This is a genomic window from Thermogutta terrifontis (assembly GCF_002277955.1).
In the GTDB taxonomy this organism is placed as follows: Bacteria; Planctomycetota; Planctomycetia; order Pirellulales; family Thermoguttaceae; genus Thermogutta; species Thermogutta terrifontis.
Map to the genome: position 1 here is coordinate 1,232,627 of NZ_CP018477.1, position 19,867 is coordinate 1,252,493.

The window sequence follows — 19,867 nt, forward strand, 5'->3', positions numbered from 1 at the left end:
GTCAGGAACGCCATCACCCGTGCATGGGGCTGGGAATTATCGCTTGATGAGCTCAGGGTGTTCGCGGTAGAACGCCAGCACCTCTCTTCGCACATCGGCAAGATAGCGTGCATTCTTCTCCATGAGCGCGGCAATGAATTGTCGGAAAAGTTCAAAAACAGGGCTGGCGAACCAGGCGGCAAGATTGTCACTGGTAGTCGCCTGAGTTTCGGTGCCGTTTTCGGGCGAACGCACGAGGAACTTGTCTGCCAGGGGGTCCCACTCGAAACGGAAACTCTTCGGGACAAACGGAGCGCGACATTCAAGCCTGGCCACCCGGCGACGGACGCGGTAACCCCTGTGCGCGCTGAAATCCACGTGGATGAATGCCAGAAGTCCCACCCGATCGAGATCATCCCGGGCGACACCCAGCGGTGGGTGCAAGAGGATTTCTGTCAGTTCTTGAAGTGTATCCGCGTGAAGGCAGGAAGCGATTCTGCGCTGGCTGCCGATGAGCCGGAAATAATCGGCCACAGGTCGCCCCCAAAGATAGCCGTACCAATTTCCGTCGCCGATCTCGTGGACGAGAAAGCACTCGGGCGTTGCGGGAGAGACCTGGAGGGCCTGCCGAACGACGCTCGGGCTGTCAACGGTGATAATCTTTACCCCCGGGGGCAGAAGATTGAGAAAGGCGGCCAAGAGCGTGGTTTTCCCCGCACCGCCAGGTCGGGCTGCCGTCAGTAGCGAGGCCCCCTGTGCCAGCGCGTACATGACGGTGGCCGCCATATCCGCGGACAGCGTTTCCGCCTCAATCAAATCGACCACGGTGAGCATCCGCCCACCCCGCTGATTGAGGTCCTCAAGTTGCTGGACGTTCCGTTGTTCCAGGTCCGGGAGCATCGAATCGTGCGTTGGTGAGATCCTCCGTGCCAGTCGAGCCAGGGGCCCGGAATGCGGGCCGTGTGGTTTTACTTTCCATTATCGGCCGAAGGTAGCCTGCTGGTTCGATGGGGAGGTGGGGGTGGGTGCGCCCTGGGCCTTGTTGGTGTCTCTTTTCCCCTCTTCTTTTTTGAGAGCGGCAGCAACAAAATTGATCACCGCCTGTCGGGAAGGATACCCCACCATCCTCTGCCCCTGAAAGCCATTTTCCGTGGGATGGAACACAAAAAGCTGCGGAATGGGCCCGCCTTCAGTAAGTTTCTGCGCAAGCTCTGGCTCTTCGTCATAGTCAACAAGGGCCAGCACGGCCTTTTTGAAAATTCCCGCCTGCTGTAAACCGGGAACGCCCTCTTTTTCCAACCTCTGGCAGGCCGGGCACCACTTGGCTCCCACCACGACGACAAGAGGTCGGTTGGATTGCCGAGCCTCGTGGTACGCGGTGGCGTAGGCCTGCGGCTGGACGCTATTCTGAGTGGCTGGAGAAGTGGCGTCGGAAGCCAACACGGCAAGCGTCAGCAGGCAGAACAGGTAGGAAATCGCCATGGGTCACTCCTTCCCTAGCTGAAAAAACGGAAACGGTTGTCCTCGGGGCGACAAAGGCATGGCACAATGCGCCTTCACGCCCGCGTGCCGATAGAACCCCTCCCGGAGAATGGCCCCGAGGGGGCGGAAAGCCTCAGCACGGGAGAAATCCGTTTCGGAGGGAAATGGTCAGGTGGGCTCCTTGCCTTTCCGCGTGCCCGCGGCCTTGACCCGGGCAAAGATTGCGAAAGTCGTCAGTGTAATCGCTAAAGCTTGTGCAACAAGTAGACCCTTCGTGATTTAGCTAAATTTTTAAAATTTTTCCGCTCTCGAGCGGGGGTCAATGGTGATCAGAAGGGGAGACAGAGAAACGGCAAAAGGAGTGGCCCAAATCTTTTCCGGAGAGAGCCCAGGCGTTTGACAAAGCCGGGTAAGGCTGCCTCGTCGCGGGGTTGTGCACAGTGCTGTCAGGGAGGCCAGCGAAAGCAAGAGCGTGGTCGTGCCGACGCGGCGTAATCCTGGCTTGCGTGTTGTTTCGGTCTGGCTGCGTTCCGGGTAAAATAAAAGTGGGGTGAAAGAGTATCCGAAAGGAGGAATAGTTCCGGAGGATAGCCCCATGAACCGCGCTGCCCAGTTGCGAGAAAGACTTTTTATGCGCCGACTTCGGCGCGGGGCGGCTGCTACTTTGGACTATGTCCTTCTCATAGGGGTGATTTTGCCGGCGGCGGCATTTACAATGTGGGCAGGACCGCGGATCATTCGGCTGGCCTACGAAATGGTCTATGTCCTCCTTGTGTGGCCTTTCATGTGACTTGTCGATACGGGGATGGTAGCGCCTCACGGCGTTTTCGGTAACAGAGAAGAGTTGAGTAAGGGAGAGGTGACGAGATGAGCAAGGCGAGCCTGTGGCAACTGCTGAAACGGATCCACTCCGATGATCGCGGAGCGGTGAGCCTGGAGACCATCTTAATCATCGGCGCGATCGCTCTGCCGATCCTGATCTTCCTGATTCGAGTGGGTTGGCCGAGAATCAAGGGCTACTTCAATCAGGGACTTCAGGACCTTGAGGCGGAGCGGGCAAATGCGATCCAGTGAGGCGTTTGCCGGAGTTGCGAGGACTGCCTGCCGCGGGTGAGTGAGGGACGCTGAGAGTGGTGTATATCCTTTTACTGTTCCTCACGGCGGCGGTTGTCTCAGACGTCCGGACGAGAAGGATTTTCAACTGGATCACGTACCCCGGCATATTGGCAGGGTTGCTTTTGAACGGCCTGGGCGATCTGGCCGTGATGGCCGGTTGGGCGAGTTCGAGCTGGATGCAAACGTGGGGCGTGATCGGGCTGGGGCAGGCCGTGACAGGATTTTTGGCCTGTGGCCTGGTGATGGTGGCCTGCTACGTCTTCTTCCGAATCGGCGGGGGAGACGTCAAGCTGATAGCGATGATCGGGGCTTATTTGGGACCCGAGGACGGGATCATCGCCATGCTTTGGACGTTTGTGCTTGGTGCGTGTGTCGCGCTGAGTGTCCTGGTGTGGCGGGTCGGGCCCGTCCGATTTGTGATGCACCTGGGACGCAGGCTGATGGGATGGTTGCGGGTGGGGTATTGGGGGGCATTGACGCCGGAAGAGCAGAAGGCCTTAGAACCCACTCTGTTTTTGGCCCCAAACGCCTGGTTGGCCGTCGTCATCGTGCATTTCAGGGTGGTGGAGCGGCTGCTTGGCCAGCCATGACATAAAAGGACGAAACAAACGGCGGGCGGTCGCTTCTTCCCCCGTGGAACAGAGAGAGGCGCACCATGTGGCGTGCGGTTGTGCTTGCGTCCTGGCCGTGGGCGCTGACGCTGGTCGGAGCGATCTTGGCGGCGGTTGTGCTGCTCCGCTGGAGCGGATCCGGCAGGATCTCCTTTCGCTGGACCCGATTTGCTGACCTTGTCCGCGATGATGCGGGCGCCGTGCAGAGCCTCAGTTTTGTGCTCACTCTGCCGATTTTTGTTCTCCTCATGCTTTTTATCGTGCAGGTGAGCCAGATCATGATCGGGACCGTCGTCGTCCATTATGCGGCGTTTGCCGCGGCGCGGGCGGCGCAGGTCTGGATTCCAGCTCGGGTGGGCGATATCGAGTTGGAAAACTGCATTGGACCGGGCTATTACCCAGATCCCACGGCAGAACAGATTTTGCCTATTGTAGATCCTTCTGACCCCAACTATGGGCCGACGTCGGGAGGCATGACGTTCATCATCCCGTACGATCCTGACAGTCCCAAGTGGCAGAAGATCGTGACCGCCGCGGTCCTCGCATTAATGCCCATCTGCCCCTCCCGGGACCTTGGGCTCTCCGTGCCGCCCTCTACCGCTGCCGCGGCACAACTGGTGCGGCAGGCGTATTTGCAGAATGTTCCCAGCGCCAGCGGTATTCCCCGGGTTCCGCAACGGCTGGAAAACAAGCTCGCCTATGCGCTCATCGCCACTGAAATCGAGTTGCGATTCTTCCACTCCAATCAGGAACCGCCGCTCGTTCCCTATTTTTTGGAAGATGATATTTACCAGTTTCGGCCCAACGAACTGGGATTTCAGGATACAGTTACCGTGACGGTCACGCACCACATGGCACTGCTCCCTGGACCGGGCAAGTTTTTGGCCCGGGCGGTGCGGCGTTCCGACGGCTTGCCTGACAAAGTGGCTCAGGAGATCGAGGTGCGCAATGGCATTGCCACCTATCCGCTGCGGGCGTCAATCACCCTGGGACATGAAGGCGAAAAATCGGTCGTTCCTTACACATATTGGCTTTCGAGCATATTTTGAAAAGATTCTCCAGGCTGTTTGATGCTCCGATTGATTTGAGAGTACGAAACCCCGGGCAGGAGGACAGAAAAATCGGTGCTTGCGGACTGAGGAGGGAGTTTCGCGGCGGGGGCGTGAGTCGGGGGAGAGGCCAGCTATGCGAGTGATTGCGGAGAGATTGAGGCGAATTCCGAGTGACGACTCCGGCGCGATGAGCGTCGTGGCCGTCTTTGCGGTTCTTCTGTTGACCATTCTGCTGGGAATGGTCATGAACGTGGGGCGGGCAGTGGATCACAAGGTGCGGCTGCAAAATGCAGCGGATGCTGTGGCCTATGCGGGGGGAGTGGTTATTGCCCGGGGAATGAATGCGCTCGCCTTTAGTAATCATCTCCTGTGTGATGTGTTTGCCTTGACCGCATTCATGCGGGAGGCTCGCGATCGCAATGCGGAACAGTTTGTACCTGCCATTCTCGAGACGTGGAATCAGGAAGCCCCGGTTTTTGCTCAGTCGAATTTTCCCAAGTTCGTACCCCTGGCGACGGCCATCCCCGCGAAAACGCCATTGGAGCAGGCCCTTGTGACGGCCTACAGCGAATGGGCTGCCGCTGCCAGCCAGCAGATTCTGCCCACCCTGGAATTCATTCTCAGTCAGGAACTCATTCCGGAGTATGAGCGAGCCGTTGTGGCCGCGTTCCCAGATATCGCCCAGCAGGCCGCCATGGAGGTGGCGCGGCGCAACGGCCGGCCGGACTTTGGTCGGGGTGAAATGCTGGGTGTCCTCTGGCGGACAAATGTGACTCCCGTGGGCGGGGCGGGTGAGCTTTATGAGCGAACGCTACCGGTCGTGGATCCGGTCATGGACCAGTATCCCAACCAGGCTGATTACTTCAATACGGCGCGAAATCAGCGGCAGCGACTCGCTCGGCACTATCTGGACATGTGGAACGATCGAGCAATGCTGTTTTTCGACCGAGAAGCCAAGATGAGCCAGTTTAGTAGGCTCTGGCGCAACTTCACATGTGGGCAGTTGGAACGGCTGCTGGCCGAGTATCCTGCCAGCAATCTGCCGTTTGTGATTCGCACACCCGGTGATGAAATTGTGGATCCAAACGCCCATTTGGATCAGTACTTCACGTTCGTGGGGGTGGCCTACTGGCGCCCCATGCGTTCCCTCCTGCCGGGGCTGTTTGGTCATCCCCTGAGCAGCGACACGATCGCGTTTGCTCAGGTGCGGGTGTTTGTTCCCCGGCCGCGGTTGGTGTGGGAGTATTTCGTTCCGGGAAGGGACACCGATCCCCTGGGAGGTGTGCCGGGCGATTTTGCCGAATTGCCGGTGGAGGATACTCCCTCACCTGGGGAAGAGGGTAATGTTGCGGGAACCTGGCAGGTCGTCCGCGAGGATGTGCCCACCCACTGGGACCTTCTCAATCAACACTGGACGTGTACCTTGCAGCCGGCGACGGTGTGGAGTCTGCCGGCCATTTTGCAGACGCGCCCTCCTTTACCTGAATTTGCCGGCTGGAATGTGCGCCTGCCTTCGCTGCCGGGTTGGACCGCCGCTGATATCCAAAGGATTAGTCCGCACTGAGAAGTAGCCGCTGGTTCATGCTTTTTGCCCCTGGACAATACGGTACGCGTATGCGAGACGATTCAAGAAAGCCCCGAACACAAGCCGGGAACGGTTCTTGGCCCGATGCCTCGCTGATCTCGCGCCGTCTGTCAAGGATGAAGCGGTTTGGGTCAGACCGGCCTGGGCTGGCCCCGCTGGAGCTGGTGATCGCAGTTCCCCTTTTTCTCTTCATTATGGCTTTAATGATCAATTTTGGGACGGTGGCGGCATGGCGGGTACGGGCTTTGGCCGTGGCTCGGCATACCGTATGGGCGAGCCGTCATCCACGTAATCTCGCACTTGCGCCGCGGCCGGAGTACTGGCCCGCAAACGCCGGTCTGGGGAGTGGAGGGGACGCCGATGCTCCGATCCTGGACGATCCGCGTGTCGATCTTCCGGTGGCGCGGGGTCCCAGATTGGGCAGTTTCGTGGTGAATTCCGAGCTTCTCGACCCTGCACGGGGTTTTCGCCGGGGATCTTCCGAGTTAACACGGGATTTTCCGCTGCTTCCCACACTCGGGCCTTACGAGCTTCGGTCCAGGGCTCCGTTGCTGGACAATTGCTGGCAGTACCATCAGATGTCGCTTCCCCGGTACTGGCACGACCGCTGGGCCCACCGCGTGACGGCCCTCTATCAGTTGCCCACGGCAGGGGGAAACTATCTGGCGATGTACGTTCAGGCGGCCCTGGCGATTCTCAACATGCCGGAACGTCCCGCCCTATTGATTCTTGACCGAGATCCGGAATTTCCCGCTTATGCCCAGAGATTTGGTTGGCGGGGAGGTGGCTCGCCCGACTTCCACCCCAGTTTGACTTCTTTCTGTACCACTGATCTTTCCGTGGCCCACGATGAGGTGGAAAGGCTCCTGGATCGCATCGGAGGTGTCCGTCCCCAGCAGGGGCCACCTCGTGTCAACCATGTGCCTTCCCTGGCCGAGCGGATGGCCTCCGCATATATCAACCTTTACCAGAGTGTCATTCAGGAATTGAACAGCCAGCTCAATGCCGTTCCTCCGCCTCCCCCCGGTCAGATCGCGGCCATCCAGGCGGAGATAGCTCAATTGCAGCAGTGGGTCGGCATTCTCAGTAACTTTCGTCAGAGTTTGCAGAACCATGGCCGCCGATGATCCCCGGGCTGGACTTCCTGCTGAATCGACTGCCGGTCGGGATGCCGGGCAGGGGGAGCGAAAGCAAACTTCGTTTGGCGGGGGATCATCGAAGTCGCGTCGGATCAAAACATTTGGCGAGCTGGCGCGGCAGATCACCGATTGGACTTCGCGGCTCCTGGTGACTTTGCTAATCCTGGCTGCCGGGTTGAGTTTCGGTCTGCAAGTATTGCAATGGTGGAGGGAGTCGCCCTCACCGGCACCTTCCGCGACAACCGGTGACTTCGCAATAACGCCGGAGGCAATGTCTATCGGACAGGACGGCGAAGGCCTCCGGGTGAGCACGGAGCAGGGTCATCTGTCGGTCATCACCATTACGGGAAGCGAGCCGGAAGCCTGCCGAAAAGCGGAAGAGTTCTGTCTTGCCGCGGCGGAAAAGCTCGCGCTGCCCCAGACGTCGCTCAGTATCGAAGAACAGCGCCTTCTGGACCGGCTGGCCACTGCAGTGCCGGTGCGGTCGCTGCCCGACGGCACGCGCGTTTTCCGCTACCCGGGTGATTTTCCCATGTGGGCAATCATAAAGCCGGCAACTTCGCCGAAGCCAGGGCCGGTGGAGAATCATAAGGACACGCCGCGGGAGGCGCACCACGGGAATTCCACAGCGGGAATTAATTCCGTTTTCACGAGTGGCACAGGTCGTTCGCATGTGTCCCAGCGCGTGATCGGGTGGGCGGTGCTGATGCGGGCGGGTGGAAATCTCTGGTCGCTGTACGTTCTTACTCCAGAACAATCCAAGAAAATTTCGGACACTGCTAAAAGAACGTCTTCCGGAGAAGGCGTTGAGCGGGGACCTTTGAAAGAGCCTCCCTTGGGGGCCCGGTGGGTGGCCCGGTTTGCATTTTCTTCGGAAAACTGGGTGGGAATTTTCGAGGAGACGGTTTCCGGGAATGCAGCCGCCTGGCCCCTGTGGATTGATCAACAGTTATCGCGCGATGGGTGGAAAGCAGTCGGCGGTTGGAACAGCTCCAGCCATGAGAGTTGGAAGAGGTACGTGCGAAGCGGTGATGTTTCGGGAGGGGAACATTTAACGGTACGGCTTCGCACCATCCCTGGGGAAAAGCCTCGTGGAGTGGTGGTTTACCTGCGCCACATTGCTACACCACCGGACGGCGACTGAACAGATTTTTTGAGAACTCTCTAGTGAAAGATTCTTTGAAAAGAAAACCGGCGCAACGAACCTTTGTGGCTGGGCGTCATAGCGGGTGGAGCCGACATCAAACGGGGCATTACAATAAAGTGGCAGGGCCGTGTCCATCGTCAGGATTTGTGGTGCGAGGACTCCCGGAGAAAGACGCGCTTCCATGAAAGGTATCCAAGGACTCATTCTCGGTTTGGGTGTTGGGTTGGCTGCGGCTCTTTTCAACTGGGCGTATATGACCCGGGCAACGGGTGATATCGAGGCTGTCGCTTTTGTTGGAATTGCCCCCAACAAGGACCTGGATATTGGCCATGTCCTGGCCGAGGAGGACCTGGTACCGGTCGCGATTCCTCCTCTTCCCGCGCGACGGCTCAAGGATTTTGCTTATCTTTACGCGGACCGGGCAAGTATCATCGGGCTGCGTGTGACACGTCCCGTGCCCGGCGGGTCGCTTTTGCTTCAGGATGACCTTCGCCCTCCGCCACCCCGTCTTCGGTTCGGCGGTCAGCCCGCCGGGAACACCGAAGAGATTGCGATGTTCATTCCCATCGATACCCGGACAATTGTGCCGAGTTTGATCGAGCCGGGGGATACGGTGTCTTTCATCGTTTCGGCACCCACCCCTGTTCCTGGTGGGAATCCCCTTTCCGGTGAAAATCCCACAGCACCGGCGAGCGATGGAGCGGGCGGCCCGCAGGTCATTGGCAAATTCAAAGTGCTGGCAGTGGGTAATCGGCTGACGAGCGTGGAAGCCCATCGGGCCTATCAACTCCCGCAATCCCAGGAAAACATTTTGACCATCAGTGTTAAGCTCGAAAATGGGCGTCTTGAACCCAAGGCGGAGCGTCTGTGGAAAATGCTTGAGGCTACGAATTTTCGGCAGGTGGGGGTGATTCTCCATTCACGGGATACTTCCCAGAACTGAACGTTCGCTGAGGAAAATCACAGTGGGGGACACATGAAGATCTGGTACAACCGCATCAATGAAAGCCGACGGACCATGATCGAGGTCGATGCCACGGAAGTGTGGATCGGCCGGGACAGCTCCAACACGGTGGTGCTTCCCAGTCCCCTGGTGTCGCGACGGCATGCGGTGGTGCGGCTGCTGGAGGATGGGCGTTTGCAGTTGGAAAACCTCGGGCTCAACAGTTGCCTGGTGGGGGAGGAGGAGGTCCTGGGTGGGCAAACGGTCGTTTTCACGCCAGGGACGAAGGTGCGGATCTGGCCTTTCACCCTGACCTTTGAAGCCGAAAAGGCCGTTACCGTCTCGCGGCAGGAACTGGAGGCCCACCTCCGGTCGCTGATTGCCGATCTGGAATTGCGGATTCACCGCAAGCTGCTGGAACGGCTCGACCTTTACGAATTTGAAAACCGTCGGACGAATGATCCTCAGAGCATCCTCCTCCTGGAGAACAACATTGAGGATATTTGTCGTGATCTGCGGGTGTTTGAGCCAGAGAATGAGCCGGTTCTGGAAGAAATCACGGGGCTCGTGCTCCGTGATTACCTGGTCAATAGTTTGATCATGGAGTCGGGGAGCCAGTCGTTTTATGAAATGACGGGATTGAGTGCCAACGAGTTTGATATTCCCGCCACACTGGTGCCCGAGCGGGAAGCGGAACTCGCGGGGATTCTCAATTTCATCCGAGAACGGCTCCGGCTTTCGGAATGTCGGGACACCACCGAGCAGGTCCAGCGGATTGAGGAGCATTTCAGTGAAGCGTTCCAGCTTGTCCGTCCCCACCTTCACAGCGAGTTGCGGAAATACCTGATTCTGCGAACCCTCAAGAAGGATTTGAAGGACACGATCTTCGGATTTGGGCCGCTGCAGGATCTTCTCCGAGCGGATTCCATCACGGAAATCATGGTGGTGGGTAAGGATCAGATCTACGTGGAACGCAACGGGGTCATTGAAAAGTCGGGACGGCGTTTCATCTCGGACAAGGTCACGGAAGCGATCATCGAGCGAATCGTGGCCCAGGTGGGACGGCGGATCGACAAGAGTCAGCCGCTTGTCGATGCTCGCCTGCCCGACGGTTCCCGCGTCAATGCCATCATCCCGCCGCTCGCTGTGAAAGGCCCGTGCCTGACGATCCGGAAATTCCCGTTGCAGCGGATGACGATGGACGACCTCATTGAGCTGGGGTCGATCACCAAAGCTGCTGCGACGTTTCTCCGGGCGGCGGTCATCGATCGAAAGAACATCCTTGTCAGCGGGGGCACAGGGGCAGGAAAAACCACGCTGCTCAACGTCCTGAGCAGCTTCATCCCGTTCAAAGAACGGATCATCACCATCGAGGATACTGTTGAACTTCGCCTCCATCAGGAGCATGTCGTCACACTCGAAGCTAAGCCGCCCAACGTGGAAGGGCAGGGAGCCTACACCATCCGCGACCTGGTCCGGAACGCACTCCGGATGCGGCCAGACCGGATCATCGTGGGTGAATGCCGTGGGCCGGAAGCCCTGGACATGATTCAGGCAATGAATACCGGCCACGATGGGTCACTGACGACGCTCCACGCTAACACCGCGCGAGAGGTTATCGAACGGCTGGAGGTGCTCATCCTCATGGCGGCCGATTTGCCGATTTACTCCATTCACCGGCAAATTGCCTCGGCGATCGATCTGATCGTCCACATCTCGCGGCTGCCGGGCGGAAGGAGGGTGATCACGGAAATCACCGAGGTCGTGGGCGTCGATCCCGAAACGAAAAACGTGATCATGCACGACATCTTCAACTTCCGGAATGGCCAGTCCCTGGAGCCGACCGGCTATCTTCCCACCTTCATCGACTCACTGGTGGAAAAGGACCTGCTGGACCTCAACTTTCTTTATGGGGAAGGCTATCAATCCGTGCAGGCTGCTCCCGGGGGTACGGGCCCTCAGCACGAAGCCGTCGGGGAGGACCGGAGGGTTCGGGTATGACGGGAAACCAGGATTTACTCCTGCTGGGCTGTCTGTGCTCGGGAATCGCGGCTGCGATCCTGGTGTACAGCGGTCGTGATTGGCTTGCCCAGGCATTCGCCTGGATGGAAGCCGACGTCACCGACAAGCTGCGGCGTTTGCGAGTGAGGACCACACGGGTAAGGTTCTGGCTGGTTCTCTGGCTGGTCGGCATCGCCGTAGCTTTTTTTGGCTTCTGGCTGCTGGTGGACAGCCTCATCTTCGCGATTTTGGCGGCTGTGTTGCTCCTGGCAGCGCCGTGGTACCTTCTGCGACGGATGGCCGAGTTCTATCGGCGAAAAATCGAGGATCAACTCGCTGATGCGATGGTGACCCTTGCCAACGCGGTGAGAGCCGGTTTGTCACTGGCCCAGTCGCTGGAGATTCTGGCGGCCCAGTGCCCCCGGCCTATCAACGCGGAATTTCGCCAGATTGTGGCGGAATACAACCTCGGCAAGCCCCTCGATCGGACACTCATCGAGGCCAAACAGCGACTCAAAAGCGAAAATTTCGCGCTGTTTGCGGCGGCCTTGCTGGCCAGCCACGAACACGGTGGGCGACTGAACGAAACGGTGGAACGAATCGCGGGGTCCGTCCTGGAGCTTCAGCGGCTGGAGCGTAAAGTCCTTTCAGAAACGGCCCAGGCCCGCAAATCGGCGGTGTACATGGCCATTGCCCCGGTGATCTTTCTCATTGGCTTTTACATCATGGATCCCGCCAACACGATGCTTTTGTTCACACAGCCGTTGGGACACCTCCTGTTGGGGATGGCCGTCATGTTGGATGTGATCGCCTATCTCTGGGCCCGCGCTTTATTAAGACCTGACATCTAATACCGAAAAACCGAAAACGGGTGCGCACGCCGTGAGCGTCAGCAAAAAGAATCGCAAACCACCCCATCCTGAAAAGGGATGAGTTGCCTATGGAGACCTGGCAAGCTGGACAGCAACATGCATTTCTGCTGGTTGTTTCCTCGGCGCTGTGGGCAGCAGCCGGCTTTTTTGTGACCCAGTGGCTGTGGCAGATCGTTCATACGGAAGATCTACCCCAGGGTGCCGAGTGGCGCTATGACGTGAGTCGAATCAATGAACTGCGTCGGGCGGACCGCTTTTTCCGGCTGTTTCAGCCGCTTATTCAACTTTTAGCGCGATTCAATCGGGCGGCGTTTCGCGATGCACTTCCCGAGATCCAGCGGCACATTCACTGTGCTGGGTTGCCACGATTCTGGCTGGCGGAGGAATACCTGGCGAAGCTCGAACTCATCGCGGTGATGCTTTTCCCGCTGTATACCTATGTCGCGGTGCGGGCAGTGGGAGCCGCGGGAGTTCTCCTCGCTGTGATTTTCTCGGGGCTCACTGTATGGCTGTTGCGATTGCGGCTGGCTGACCGGGCAGCCCGACGGCTGCAGGCCATTAAACGTCGGCTCCCGTTTCTTCTGGACTTGCTGACCCTTTTGATGGAAGCGGGCTCCACGTTTCTTAACGCCCTGGCGCAGGCTGTGGAAGAGTATCGCGGGCATCCCATTGCCGAGGAATTTGGCCGGGTTCTCGCCGACATCCGAATGGGAAAAACACGGTATGAGGCCTTCCACGCCATGCGAGAACGCTTGGCCGATGACGAAATCACAAGCATCATCGGCTCCATCTTGCAGGGAGAAACCCTGGGAACACCGTTGGCCTCCATCTTCCGCACCCAGGCCGACGTGCTCCGCATCAAGCGATCCCAGCGAGCCGAGATGATCGCCGGAGAGGCGGGGGTCAACATGCTTTTGCCGGGAATCCTGGTCATGGCGGCAGCCGTGCTCATCCTGGTGGGGCCGTTTCTCATGAACTATCTTTACTTCGGTTTGTCGCTGTGAGGCAAAGAAGTTTTCAGAAAGCATGCACTTTAAAGAGCCAGAAGTGAATACCTGGCGGAAGAATCCCGGTCGAACAACCTGAAAGTCTGGGTTGGCAGAGAACGGATTGGTGGCATGCCCGTTAAGATTCAATGTCCATTGTGCGGCACGGAAATGACCGTGAGCGACGCAGCGATGCAGAGCAAGGTGGCCTGCCCCTGGTGCCGCCATCGCTTCCGCCCGGAGTCCGTTCTCGCACAGCAGCCGGAATCAAAAGCCAGTCCGGCGGAACCACCGGTGGCAAGTCCCCCCGTTGCTTCGGCCGCTTCCGACGTGGCGAGAGATGAGGCGAAAAAAGAAAGCAAAAAAGTCCCGGAAATCTCCCCAGCCAAAGCGGAGCGTCCAGGAGTGAAAGACACGGGGACGCCACCCGCAACTCATGAAAGACCGGGCCTCGAACAGGCCCGGCGGGAGGTGGCGCCCGAAAAGAACAGGCCACGCGGCGATGGCGCCGGGGCGGCTCGGGTTGAAAAAGCGGCTAAAGTCGATACGCCCGTCGGAACGGGGAAGGTCGCCACTGCCGCTGCAGGAAAAAAGGTGGCTCGACTGATCCTCACCCAGACAGCGGAGCCCGCGTGGAAACTGGCTCCAGACGGAAGTCTGCCCAGTCTGCACCTGGAAGAAGATTCCTCCGACGAGAAGAAACGCGAGGTCAAGCGGTCCAGCAATCCTGTTCTCCTTGCGGTTGTGTTGGCTGCCAGTCTTTTGACCTCGTTAGCGCTCCTTTTTGTGGAACCTGTTCCGACCACCCGGAGTAATCTGGAAGAGCTTGAACGCGCAAGGGAAGAACTGGCCGCTGAGTACTATTCCAATCTCAATCCGAACACCCCGTTGGCCGAGTATCAGAGACTGCTCCGCGAGGCTCACTGGGCCCACAGCCGCGGTGATCATCAGCGAGAGCGGCAACTCTACCGCCAGGTTCTCCTCTTGCTCTACGCAGAAAAAGGTCGAAACTCTTATACTGGATTGACGGGAAGTCGCTCGCGGGATGAGCGGCTGGAGGAGCTTTTGCGAATCCTCCTCAAAGAATAATCTTTCAACATGCACAGGATTTGAGAAGATAGGTCGGAAACAAACACGCAGGCCACGCCGTCGCGGTTCGGTGTGAGGTTGGGAATGGGCCAAGCATCCCGTTATGATATTGTGGGCACGATCGCTACCGGGGACTTTGCCACGGTCTATCGGGGTCGAGACCGCGAACTGGGCCGCGATGTGGCAATTAAGGAGATCCATCCTCATTTTCGACGGGATCCCAAGCAACTCGAGCGCTACTGGAAGGAAGCGCAGCTTCTAGCCACCCTCCAGCATCCCAACATCATCACCATCTACGATGTGGTGCGGCCCCGCGGGTGGCTGATTCTGGAGTTGATGCGAGGCAGCCTGCAGGCCAGTGCGCAAAAGGGGCCGATCGACCTGGATTTCCTCCGCGAAATTCTCATCGATTCTCTTCAGGCCCTGGATTTCCTCCACACCAACGGCATCATTCACGGCGATATTAAACCGAGTAATCTGCTGTTGGATTCCCGTGGACGGGTAAAGCTGGGAGACTTTGGTCTGGCACGCAGGGCCACGGATGAGCATGGAAGTCTTTTGAAGGGCACCACCAAGTACATGGCCCCAGAGCTCATCAGCGCGCAGTTTGGCCCCGTCGGACCCGCCAGCGATTTGTATTCCCTGGGGTTTACGGCCTACGAACTGATGTGTGGCCCGGATTTCGAGTTGCTCTTCCCGACGCTCAGCACATTTGGTCGGGATCGCCAGATCGCGTGGATGATGTGGCATGCGTCACCCGATCAAAAGTTGCCCCCCATCCATCGCGTCCTGGAGGGTGTGCCCGAGGACCTAGCCCAGGTGGTGGACCGTCTGGTCGTTAAGGATCAGCAGCAGCGCTTGGGTTCTGCTCGGGAGGCCCTTGCGCTCTTAAAAGCGCCGCAGGTGAGTGTGCCCGCAAGCATCTCGGGGGAGCGAGCGGAGCCCAGCGAAGAAGAGCTCAAGCAGCAGCGGCAAAAAAGGCTGATGCGGATCATAGCGGGTGTGGCCGTTGCGTGCTCACTTCTGGTGTCGATTCTCATGCTTCTTCCCGAACGGTCTCCACCTCCGGCGCCGCCCCCGGCGGTGGCCCCGGTCCAGGGACGCCTGGAGGCCGTTCTTTTGGATGCTCGGCGGTTGATCATCGACCACGATGGTCAGGGCAAAGAAGAGCGTGAAATCCGTTCATGGGATGAAGTCATCATCAATGACAAAAAGTCGTTGTTGCGCGACCTTCAACCGGGCGATCTCATCACGATTACAGTCTACCGAGATGAACAGGGCCGTCAGGTTCAGCGAATCGAGGCCATTCGCCCAGAGCGGCTGATCGGCCAGATAGAGGCCGTCTCTCCCGAGCAGGGGACGATCACCGTCGCCAGGGAACCGGAGGGGGAAAAAGTGGTTCTACGCGTGCCACGGGGAACCCCTGTGACGCTGAACGGCCAGCCCACTTTTCAGGGACAAAAGCTGGAGTACACGCAGCTCAGAAGTGGGGATCGGGTGGAATTGTATTATCAGCGCGAAGGGCCTGAGTTCGTTGTGAGGGAGGTGGCCGCCTTTCGGGTTGTCCAGATGAAAGGAATCGTGCGGGAAGTGGACGTCAAAAACGCCCGCTTAACTGTGGAATCGGACGCGGCGGGACAGGTGGTCACACTCCCCTGGTCGGAGAACTGTGTGGTTACGCTCAATGGTCAGGCCAATGTGGGGGGGCAGATTCTGCGGCCTGCTGACCTCCGGGTGAATGACCAGGTTGAAATTGAGCACGACACCCGCATCCGGCGGGTGGACGCCTATCGAGTTCTCGGCGTGGCTGGGGTAATCGAACGCGTTCATTTCGATGCGGGATCGATTGACGTGATCCTGAGTCAGGATCAGAAGTCCATGCAGTTCCTGGTGCCCCCGACTTGTGAAATCACGCTGGCCGGCGAACCCGCCCAGCTTGCGGATTTGCGGGCCGGCGACAAAGTGGACATCCAGCATGACACGCCCGATGGTCGCATCGCGCGGGCTCTTAAAATCACGGTCGTGCGGCCCGAGGATCGCAGGCGGTTTGCGCTTCTGGTGGCTGTCGGTGAGTTCGATGATGAATCGCTGCCCGACGTACCTGTTTTGTCCACGGGCATCCAGAAGTTTGCCGACGTGCTCATTCGACGAGGGGCTTTCCCACGCAACCAGACCCTGGTGCTGAGCAACCCCAGTCGGGTGCGATGGGAGCAGGCCCTAACGGCTTTTTTAAAGGATGTGCCCTCGGAGGGTGAGGTGGTCGTGTGCTATTCGGGCATAGCGATCCGAGATGCGAGCAAACGTGTGTATTTGCTCTGTCGCGACAGCAGCGTCAATCGGCTGGCGGAAACAGCGCTTCCGATTCAAACACTCGCCGATGCTCTGGAAAAATGCTCGGCTTCCAAAAAGCTGTTGATCCTGGATGTTTCTCCCGCGGGAGTTCAGATCTCTGGTGATGTGGTGTCTGCGGAGGAGGCGCTTCAGGCTGTTCAGGGGCCGCCCGGTCGAGCGGCATTCCGCACCGTCACGGCGGTTGCCGCAACTGCTTCCGGTCAGGGGGTTGTCACCAACCAGGAAGGGTCGGCCACGGTGGCGGCGCTTATGGAAGCCTATCGAGGAGCAGCCGACGAAAATCGGGATGGGCACATCGACGCAGGCGAACTTTACGCCTTTCTCACGCGCCAGTTACCTCAGATTGCCGGGACGTCGCAGTCGCCGCGGCTGCTTTTGCCGGATAATCGTCCTTCCCGTCTGACAGAAGAGGCCAAGAATGCCCTGCGGAGCCTCGGCGCGATGCTCCTGCAGGACAATCTGGATGCGAGAGTGGTGAATGACACTTATCGCACGGCCCTGAAACTGGCAGGCAAGGAGCCGGAACCTGCCCTTTTGTACGGGCTGTTGCAGATCAAAATGGCGCAATTCAGCGAAGCGGAGCGGGTATTCGAACCGCTGAAACTGGAACGTCCCGAAGAATTGGTGAGTTATCTGGCTCTCGCGTGGACGAAACTCTTCCGCCGCGACTACAACGGCGGGGTGGGAGAAATGCTGGCGCTTGCTTCGCACTGGGAAAGTTCCCAGGTGAAGCCGAAACCTGGCTTGATCGTCACGGTTCTGAATGGGCCGGAAGTATTCCATTTTCTGGGTCAGCTCCGCGAATATGCAGCCCGAGTGGGCGAGGGAAGTGAACGCCCGCCGGATTCTCTCTTTCAGAAACTGGACGACAAGGTCCAGGAATTGGGCGAACCTTTGACGTCGGCGTATCAACAGGGGCGAGAGCAGAGTCGCCAGATCCTGGATCGGTTCGACGAGCAGTTGGCCCGAGCACCGGACCCGGCGACTCAGGTTAAAATCCGTTACGAGAGAAGGCAACTGGGACGATACGCGTCATTTCCGTTCGAGTCACTCTCGCGGCAGATTCTCAGCGGTTTGGACCGGTAGCACGAAGATTGTGCCGAGGTTTCCGGTGCTGCAGAGAGGCCGCTGGGAAGACTGTCGCTGGTGAAGAGTCGCGCCGCTGGTAGAACGGGCTGGGTATAAAAAAAGTGGGCTTCCGGCGTGCCACCTCCGCAGTGGCGAAATCATGCGGTAGGGCAAGGTACCCGCATGACGACCGCTGCGCCGGAAACCCCACGGGCCAGCCTGATTTACTGAAAGGTGATTGAGCACAATTTGTGCCAATCAGTGGGGTAAACTCTATTTCTTAAGGTATGTTCGGAAAAAGACTTAGGAACGACGTTTCGGAATAGCCAAAATGTGCCCCAGGTTCCGGATAGGGTACGGTGCAGTGATTTGCAACACCCTGGTCAATCTAGCAACACGGGTCTCGTGAGTTAAAATCGCCGTCAAAATCACTGTTGCATTGTGCTACACTCCCGAGGTGGGTATCATCATACAAGTTGGACGGGGTTACGGTGGATATTGGGAAGGGGCTCTGTTAGGTATCATGGTGTTTTCGAGCGGTTCGCCGCAGTTTCCCCTGACCAATTGATACGGCCCGATATGACACCGCAGAGGAGCGACTGCAACTGTATTGTGATACTGCATAACCCAAAAGCGGGGAGATGGCCCTCCGATAAGAAAGTCGGTCGCCTCGTGAGCGCGCTCACTGACCAGGGTTACTCGGTACGGGTCAGTCAAAATCTGGGAGAAGCTGTGGAGTTGGCGAATGCGGCGTTCGAGACCGGGCGGCTGAAATGTTTGATCGGTGCGGGGGGAGATGGAACCGCCGGGGAGTTGATCAATCGCGTGGTGCCGGGCTTGCCGCTGTCTTTCTTTCCCACTGGAACATCCAACCTGGTGGCAAGTTATTTTGGATTTTCTCGCAAGCCGCGTAAAACAGTGGAAACACTGATGAACGGCGAGCCAGTCGCCATCGACGCGGGTATAGCCAACGGTAGGTTGTTCCTGGTGATGCTCAGTTGCGGGTTTGATGCTGCCGCCGTGGAGATGGTCCACCGGAAACGGATGGAAGGTCATCGGGGGGGCCGAGGTGGATTTGCCACTTTCATCGGCCCAATTTGCCATCTCATTGGGACTTATCCTTTTCCTCAAATGGCGGTGGAAGTTCTGGATGGAAACGGGGGTGCGGGCACCTCTTTGATGCGTCCACAGGAGGGCTCGGCGGCCACTCTCGCAGCCAAGTGGGTATTTGTATTCAATTTACCCCGATATGGGTGGGGGCTGCCGATCTCACCCGAGGCCAACGGTACGGACGGACTTCTTGATCTGTGCACATATCGAGGGGGTGGGTTCTGGAAGGGGCTGTGGTACACGCTCACAACCCAGCTCCAGCTCCATCGGCGTTTGCGGGATTTTCAGCATCTCCGCGGTCGGCGTTTTCGGATAACGGCCGACGCCCCAGTCCCTTATCAGCTTGACGGCGATCCGGCCGGATACCTTCCTGTGGAAGTCGAGGTCGCGCCACGGCGTGTTCACCTCGTCGTGCCCAAATGGGTAGCGCGACGGTTGGTATCGACTGCACCGGGAAGCTGAGTTCGATCAAACTGGGTAGGGAGAACGTGCAGTGGCTGAAGGAAAGGCCCAGGTTGCTGGTTATGCATGCGGACCAGGGGAGCCGCTCCTGTTTATTGCCGGTCCCTGCGTGATTGAAAACGAGTCAATCACACGGGAAATCGCGGAGTTTTTGGCGGAGTTCGCTCGCTCTCACCAAATTCGCCTTATTTTCAAGGCATCCTTTGACAAGGCTAACCGTACCAGCCTGCATTCATTTCGCGGACCCGGACTGGCCGAGGGCCTGCGGATTCTCAGCAGAATCAAAGAGAGCACGGGGCTGCCTGTCACGACGGATATTCACGAGCCAGCACAGGCCCTTCCGGTGGGGGAAGTGTGCGACCTCATTCAGATTCCAGCATTTTTGTGCCGGCAGACGGACCTACTGGTGGCTGCCGCTCAAACGGGGAAACCGGTCCATGTCAAAAAGGGCCAGTTTCTGGCTCCCTGGGATATGCGGTACGTGGTGGAGAAGCTCCGGTCCGCCGGATGTCAGAACGTTCTCGTGGGGGAACGTGGAACCTTCTTTGGATATGGGCGCCTGGTCAACGACATGCAGGCCATCCCCATCCTCCACGAAGTTGGTGTCCCGGTGATCTTTGACGCCACCCACAGCGTACAGCAACCGGGGGCCCAGGGAGGACGTTCCGGGGGCAACCGCCAGATGGTCGCGCCGCTTGCCCGGGCCGCCGTGGCGGCCGGCGCCGACGGGGTCTTCTTCGAAACTCACCCCCGACCTGACGAGGCCCTCAGTGATGGTCCCAACATGGTACCTCTGTCGGAATTGCCCGCTTTGATCCAAACCCTTGTGGAATTACGACAATGGGTTCTGTCACATCCCTGATTTCGAGTGGA

17 protein-coding genes are annotated in these 19,867 nt (G+C 58.5%); 15 read left to right on the forward strand and 2 right to left on the reverse strand.

The window, feature by feature from the left end; all coding sequences use genetic code 11:
* Window positions 1-36: 36 nt before the first annotated feature.
* Window positions 37-879 (reverse strand): hypothetical protein, encoded by an 843-nt coding sequence (locus THTE_RS04615; protein ID WP_095414330.1) that lies wholly within the window; start codon window positions 877-879, stop codon window positions 37-39.
* Between the two features lie 78 nt (window positions 880-957).
* Complete coding sequence (locus tag THTE_RS04620; protein WP_095414331.1) at window positions 958-1,461, reverse strand: thioredoxin family protein; 504 nt, start codon at window positions 1,459-1,461, stop codon at window positions 958-960.
* A 595-nt stretch (window positions 1,462-2,056) separates the two neighbouring features.
* On the opposite strand from THTE_RS04620, the gene THTE_RS04630 reads away from it, so the two are divergent.
* The 15 genes from THTE_RS04630 (at window position 2,057) to kdsA (ending at window position 19,856) form a co-directional block, all read left to right on the forward strand.
* On the forward strand, window positions 2,057-2,251 hold the full coding sequence (locus tag THTE_RS04630; RefSeq protein ID WP_095414333.1) for a hypothetical protein: 195 nt from the start codon (window positions 2,057-2,059) through the stop codon (window positions 2,249-2,251).
* Window positions 2,252-2,328: 77 nt separating this feature from the next.
* The gene (locus tag THTE_RS04635; RefSeq protein WP_095414334.1) at window positions 2,329-2,535 is read left to right on the forward strand and encodes a TadE/TadG family type IV pilus assembly protein; all 207 of its coding nucleotides are present in this window, start codon (window positions 2,329-2,331) and stop codon (window positions 2,533-2,535) included.
* 56 nt (window positions 2,536-2,591) lie between these two features.
* Window positions 2,592-3,167, forward strand: a complete 576-nt coding sequence (locus THTE_RS04640) for an A24 family peptidase (protein ID WP_157731749.1) — start codon at window positions 2,592-2,594, stop codon at window positions 3,165-3,167.
* A gap of 65 nt (window positions 3,168-3,232) precedes the next feature.
* On the forward strand, window positions 3,233-4,237 hold the full coding sequence (locus tag THTE_RS04645; RefSeq protein WP_095414336.1) for a TadE/TadG family type IV pilus assembly protein: 1,005 nt from the start codon (window positions 3,233-3,235) through the stop codon (window positions 4,235-4,237).
* A gap of 136 nt (window positions 4,238-4,373) precedes the next feature.
* Entirely contained in the window at window positions 4,374-5,804 is a 1,431-nt protein-coding gene (locus tag THTE_RS04650) for a Tad domain-containing protein (RefSeq protein WP_095414337.1), read from the forward strand.
* A gap of 137 nt (window positions 5,805-5,941) precedes the next feature.
* Complete coding sequence (locus tag THTE_RS04655; RefSeq protein ID WP_157731751.1) at window positions 5,942-6,952, forward strand: TadE/TadG family type IV pilus assembly protein; 1,011 nt, start codon at window positions 5,942-5,944, stop codon at window positions 6,950-6,952.
* Window positions 6,939-8,108 (forward strand): hypothetical protein, encoded by a 1,170-nt coding sequence (locus tag THTE_RS04660; RefSeq protein WP_095414339.1) that lies wholly within the window; start codon window positions 6,939-6,941, stop codon window positions 8,106-8,108. The genes THTE_RS04655 and THTE_RS04660 overlap by 14 nt, the downstream gene beginning before the upstream one ends.
* 184 nt (window positions 8,109-8,292) lie before the next feature.
* Window positions 8,293-9,054, forward strand: a complete 762-nt coding sequence (locus tag THTE_RS04665) for a CpaB family protein (RefSeq protein ID WP_095414340.1) — start codon at window positions 8,293-8,295, stop codon at window positions 9,052-9,054.
* Window positions 9,055-9,087: 33 nt separating this feature from the next.
* The gene (locus THTE_RS04670) at window positions 9,088-11,055 is read left to right on the forward strand and encodes a TadA family conjugal transfer-associated ATPase (protein WP_095414341.1); all 1,968 of its coding nucleotides are present in this window, start codon (window positions 9,088-9,090) and stop codon (window positions 11,053-11,055) included.
* A complete protein-coding gene (locus THTE_RS04675) occupies window positions 11,052-11,906 on the forward strand; it encodes a type II secretion system F family protein (protein ID WP_095414342.1) in 855 nt (284 codons plus the stop codon). Before THTE_RS04670 ends, THTE_RS04675 begins: the two co-directional genes overlap by 4 nt.
* Before the next feature lie 89 nt (window positions 11,907-11,995).
* Complete coding sequence (locus tag THTE_RS04680) at window positions 11,996-12,931, forward strand: type II secretion system F family protein (RefSeq protein ID WP_095414343.1); 936 nt, start codon at window positions 11,996-11,998, stop codon at window positions 12,929-12,931.
* 159 nt (window positions 12,932-13,090) lie between these two features.
* Window positions 13,091-14,002 (forward strand): DUF2339 domain-containing protein, encoded by a 912-nt coding sequence (locus THTE_RS04685; RefSeq protein ID WP_157731753.1) that lies wholly within the window; start codon window positions 13,091-13,093, stop codon window positions 14,000-14,002.
* Window positions 14,003-14,086: 84 nt separating this feature from the next.
* Window positions 14,087-17,440 (forward strand): serine/threonine-protein kinase, encoded by a 3,354-nt coding sequence (locus tag THTE_RS04690; RefSeq protein ID WP_095414345.1) that lies wholly within the window; start codon window positions 14,087-14,089, stop codon window positions 17,438-17,440.
* A 561-nt stretch (window positions 17,441-18,001) separates the two neighbouring features.
* Window positions 18,002-18,994, forward strand: a complete 993-nt coding sequence (locus tag THTE_RS04695; RefSeq protein WP_095414346.1) for a diacylglycerol/lipid kinase family protein — start codon at window positions 18,002-18,004, stop codon at window positions 18,992-18,994.
* A 31-nt stretch (window positions 18,995-19,025) separates the two neighbouring features.
* Window positions 19,026-19,856 carry a 3-deoxy-8-phosphooctulonate synthase gene (gene kdsA, locus THTE_RS04700; RefSeq protein WP_095414347.1) on the forward strand — a complete coding sequence of 277 codons (831 nt, stop codon included), beginning with the start codon at window positions 19,026-19,028 and terminating at the stop codon, window positions 19,854-19,856.
* Window positions 19,857-19,867: the final 11 nt, after the last annotated feature.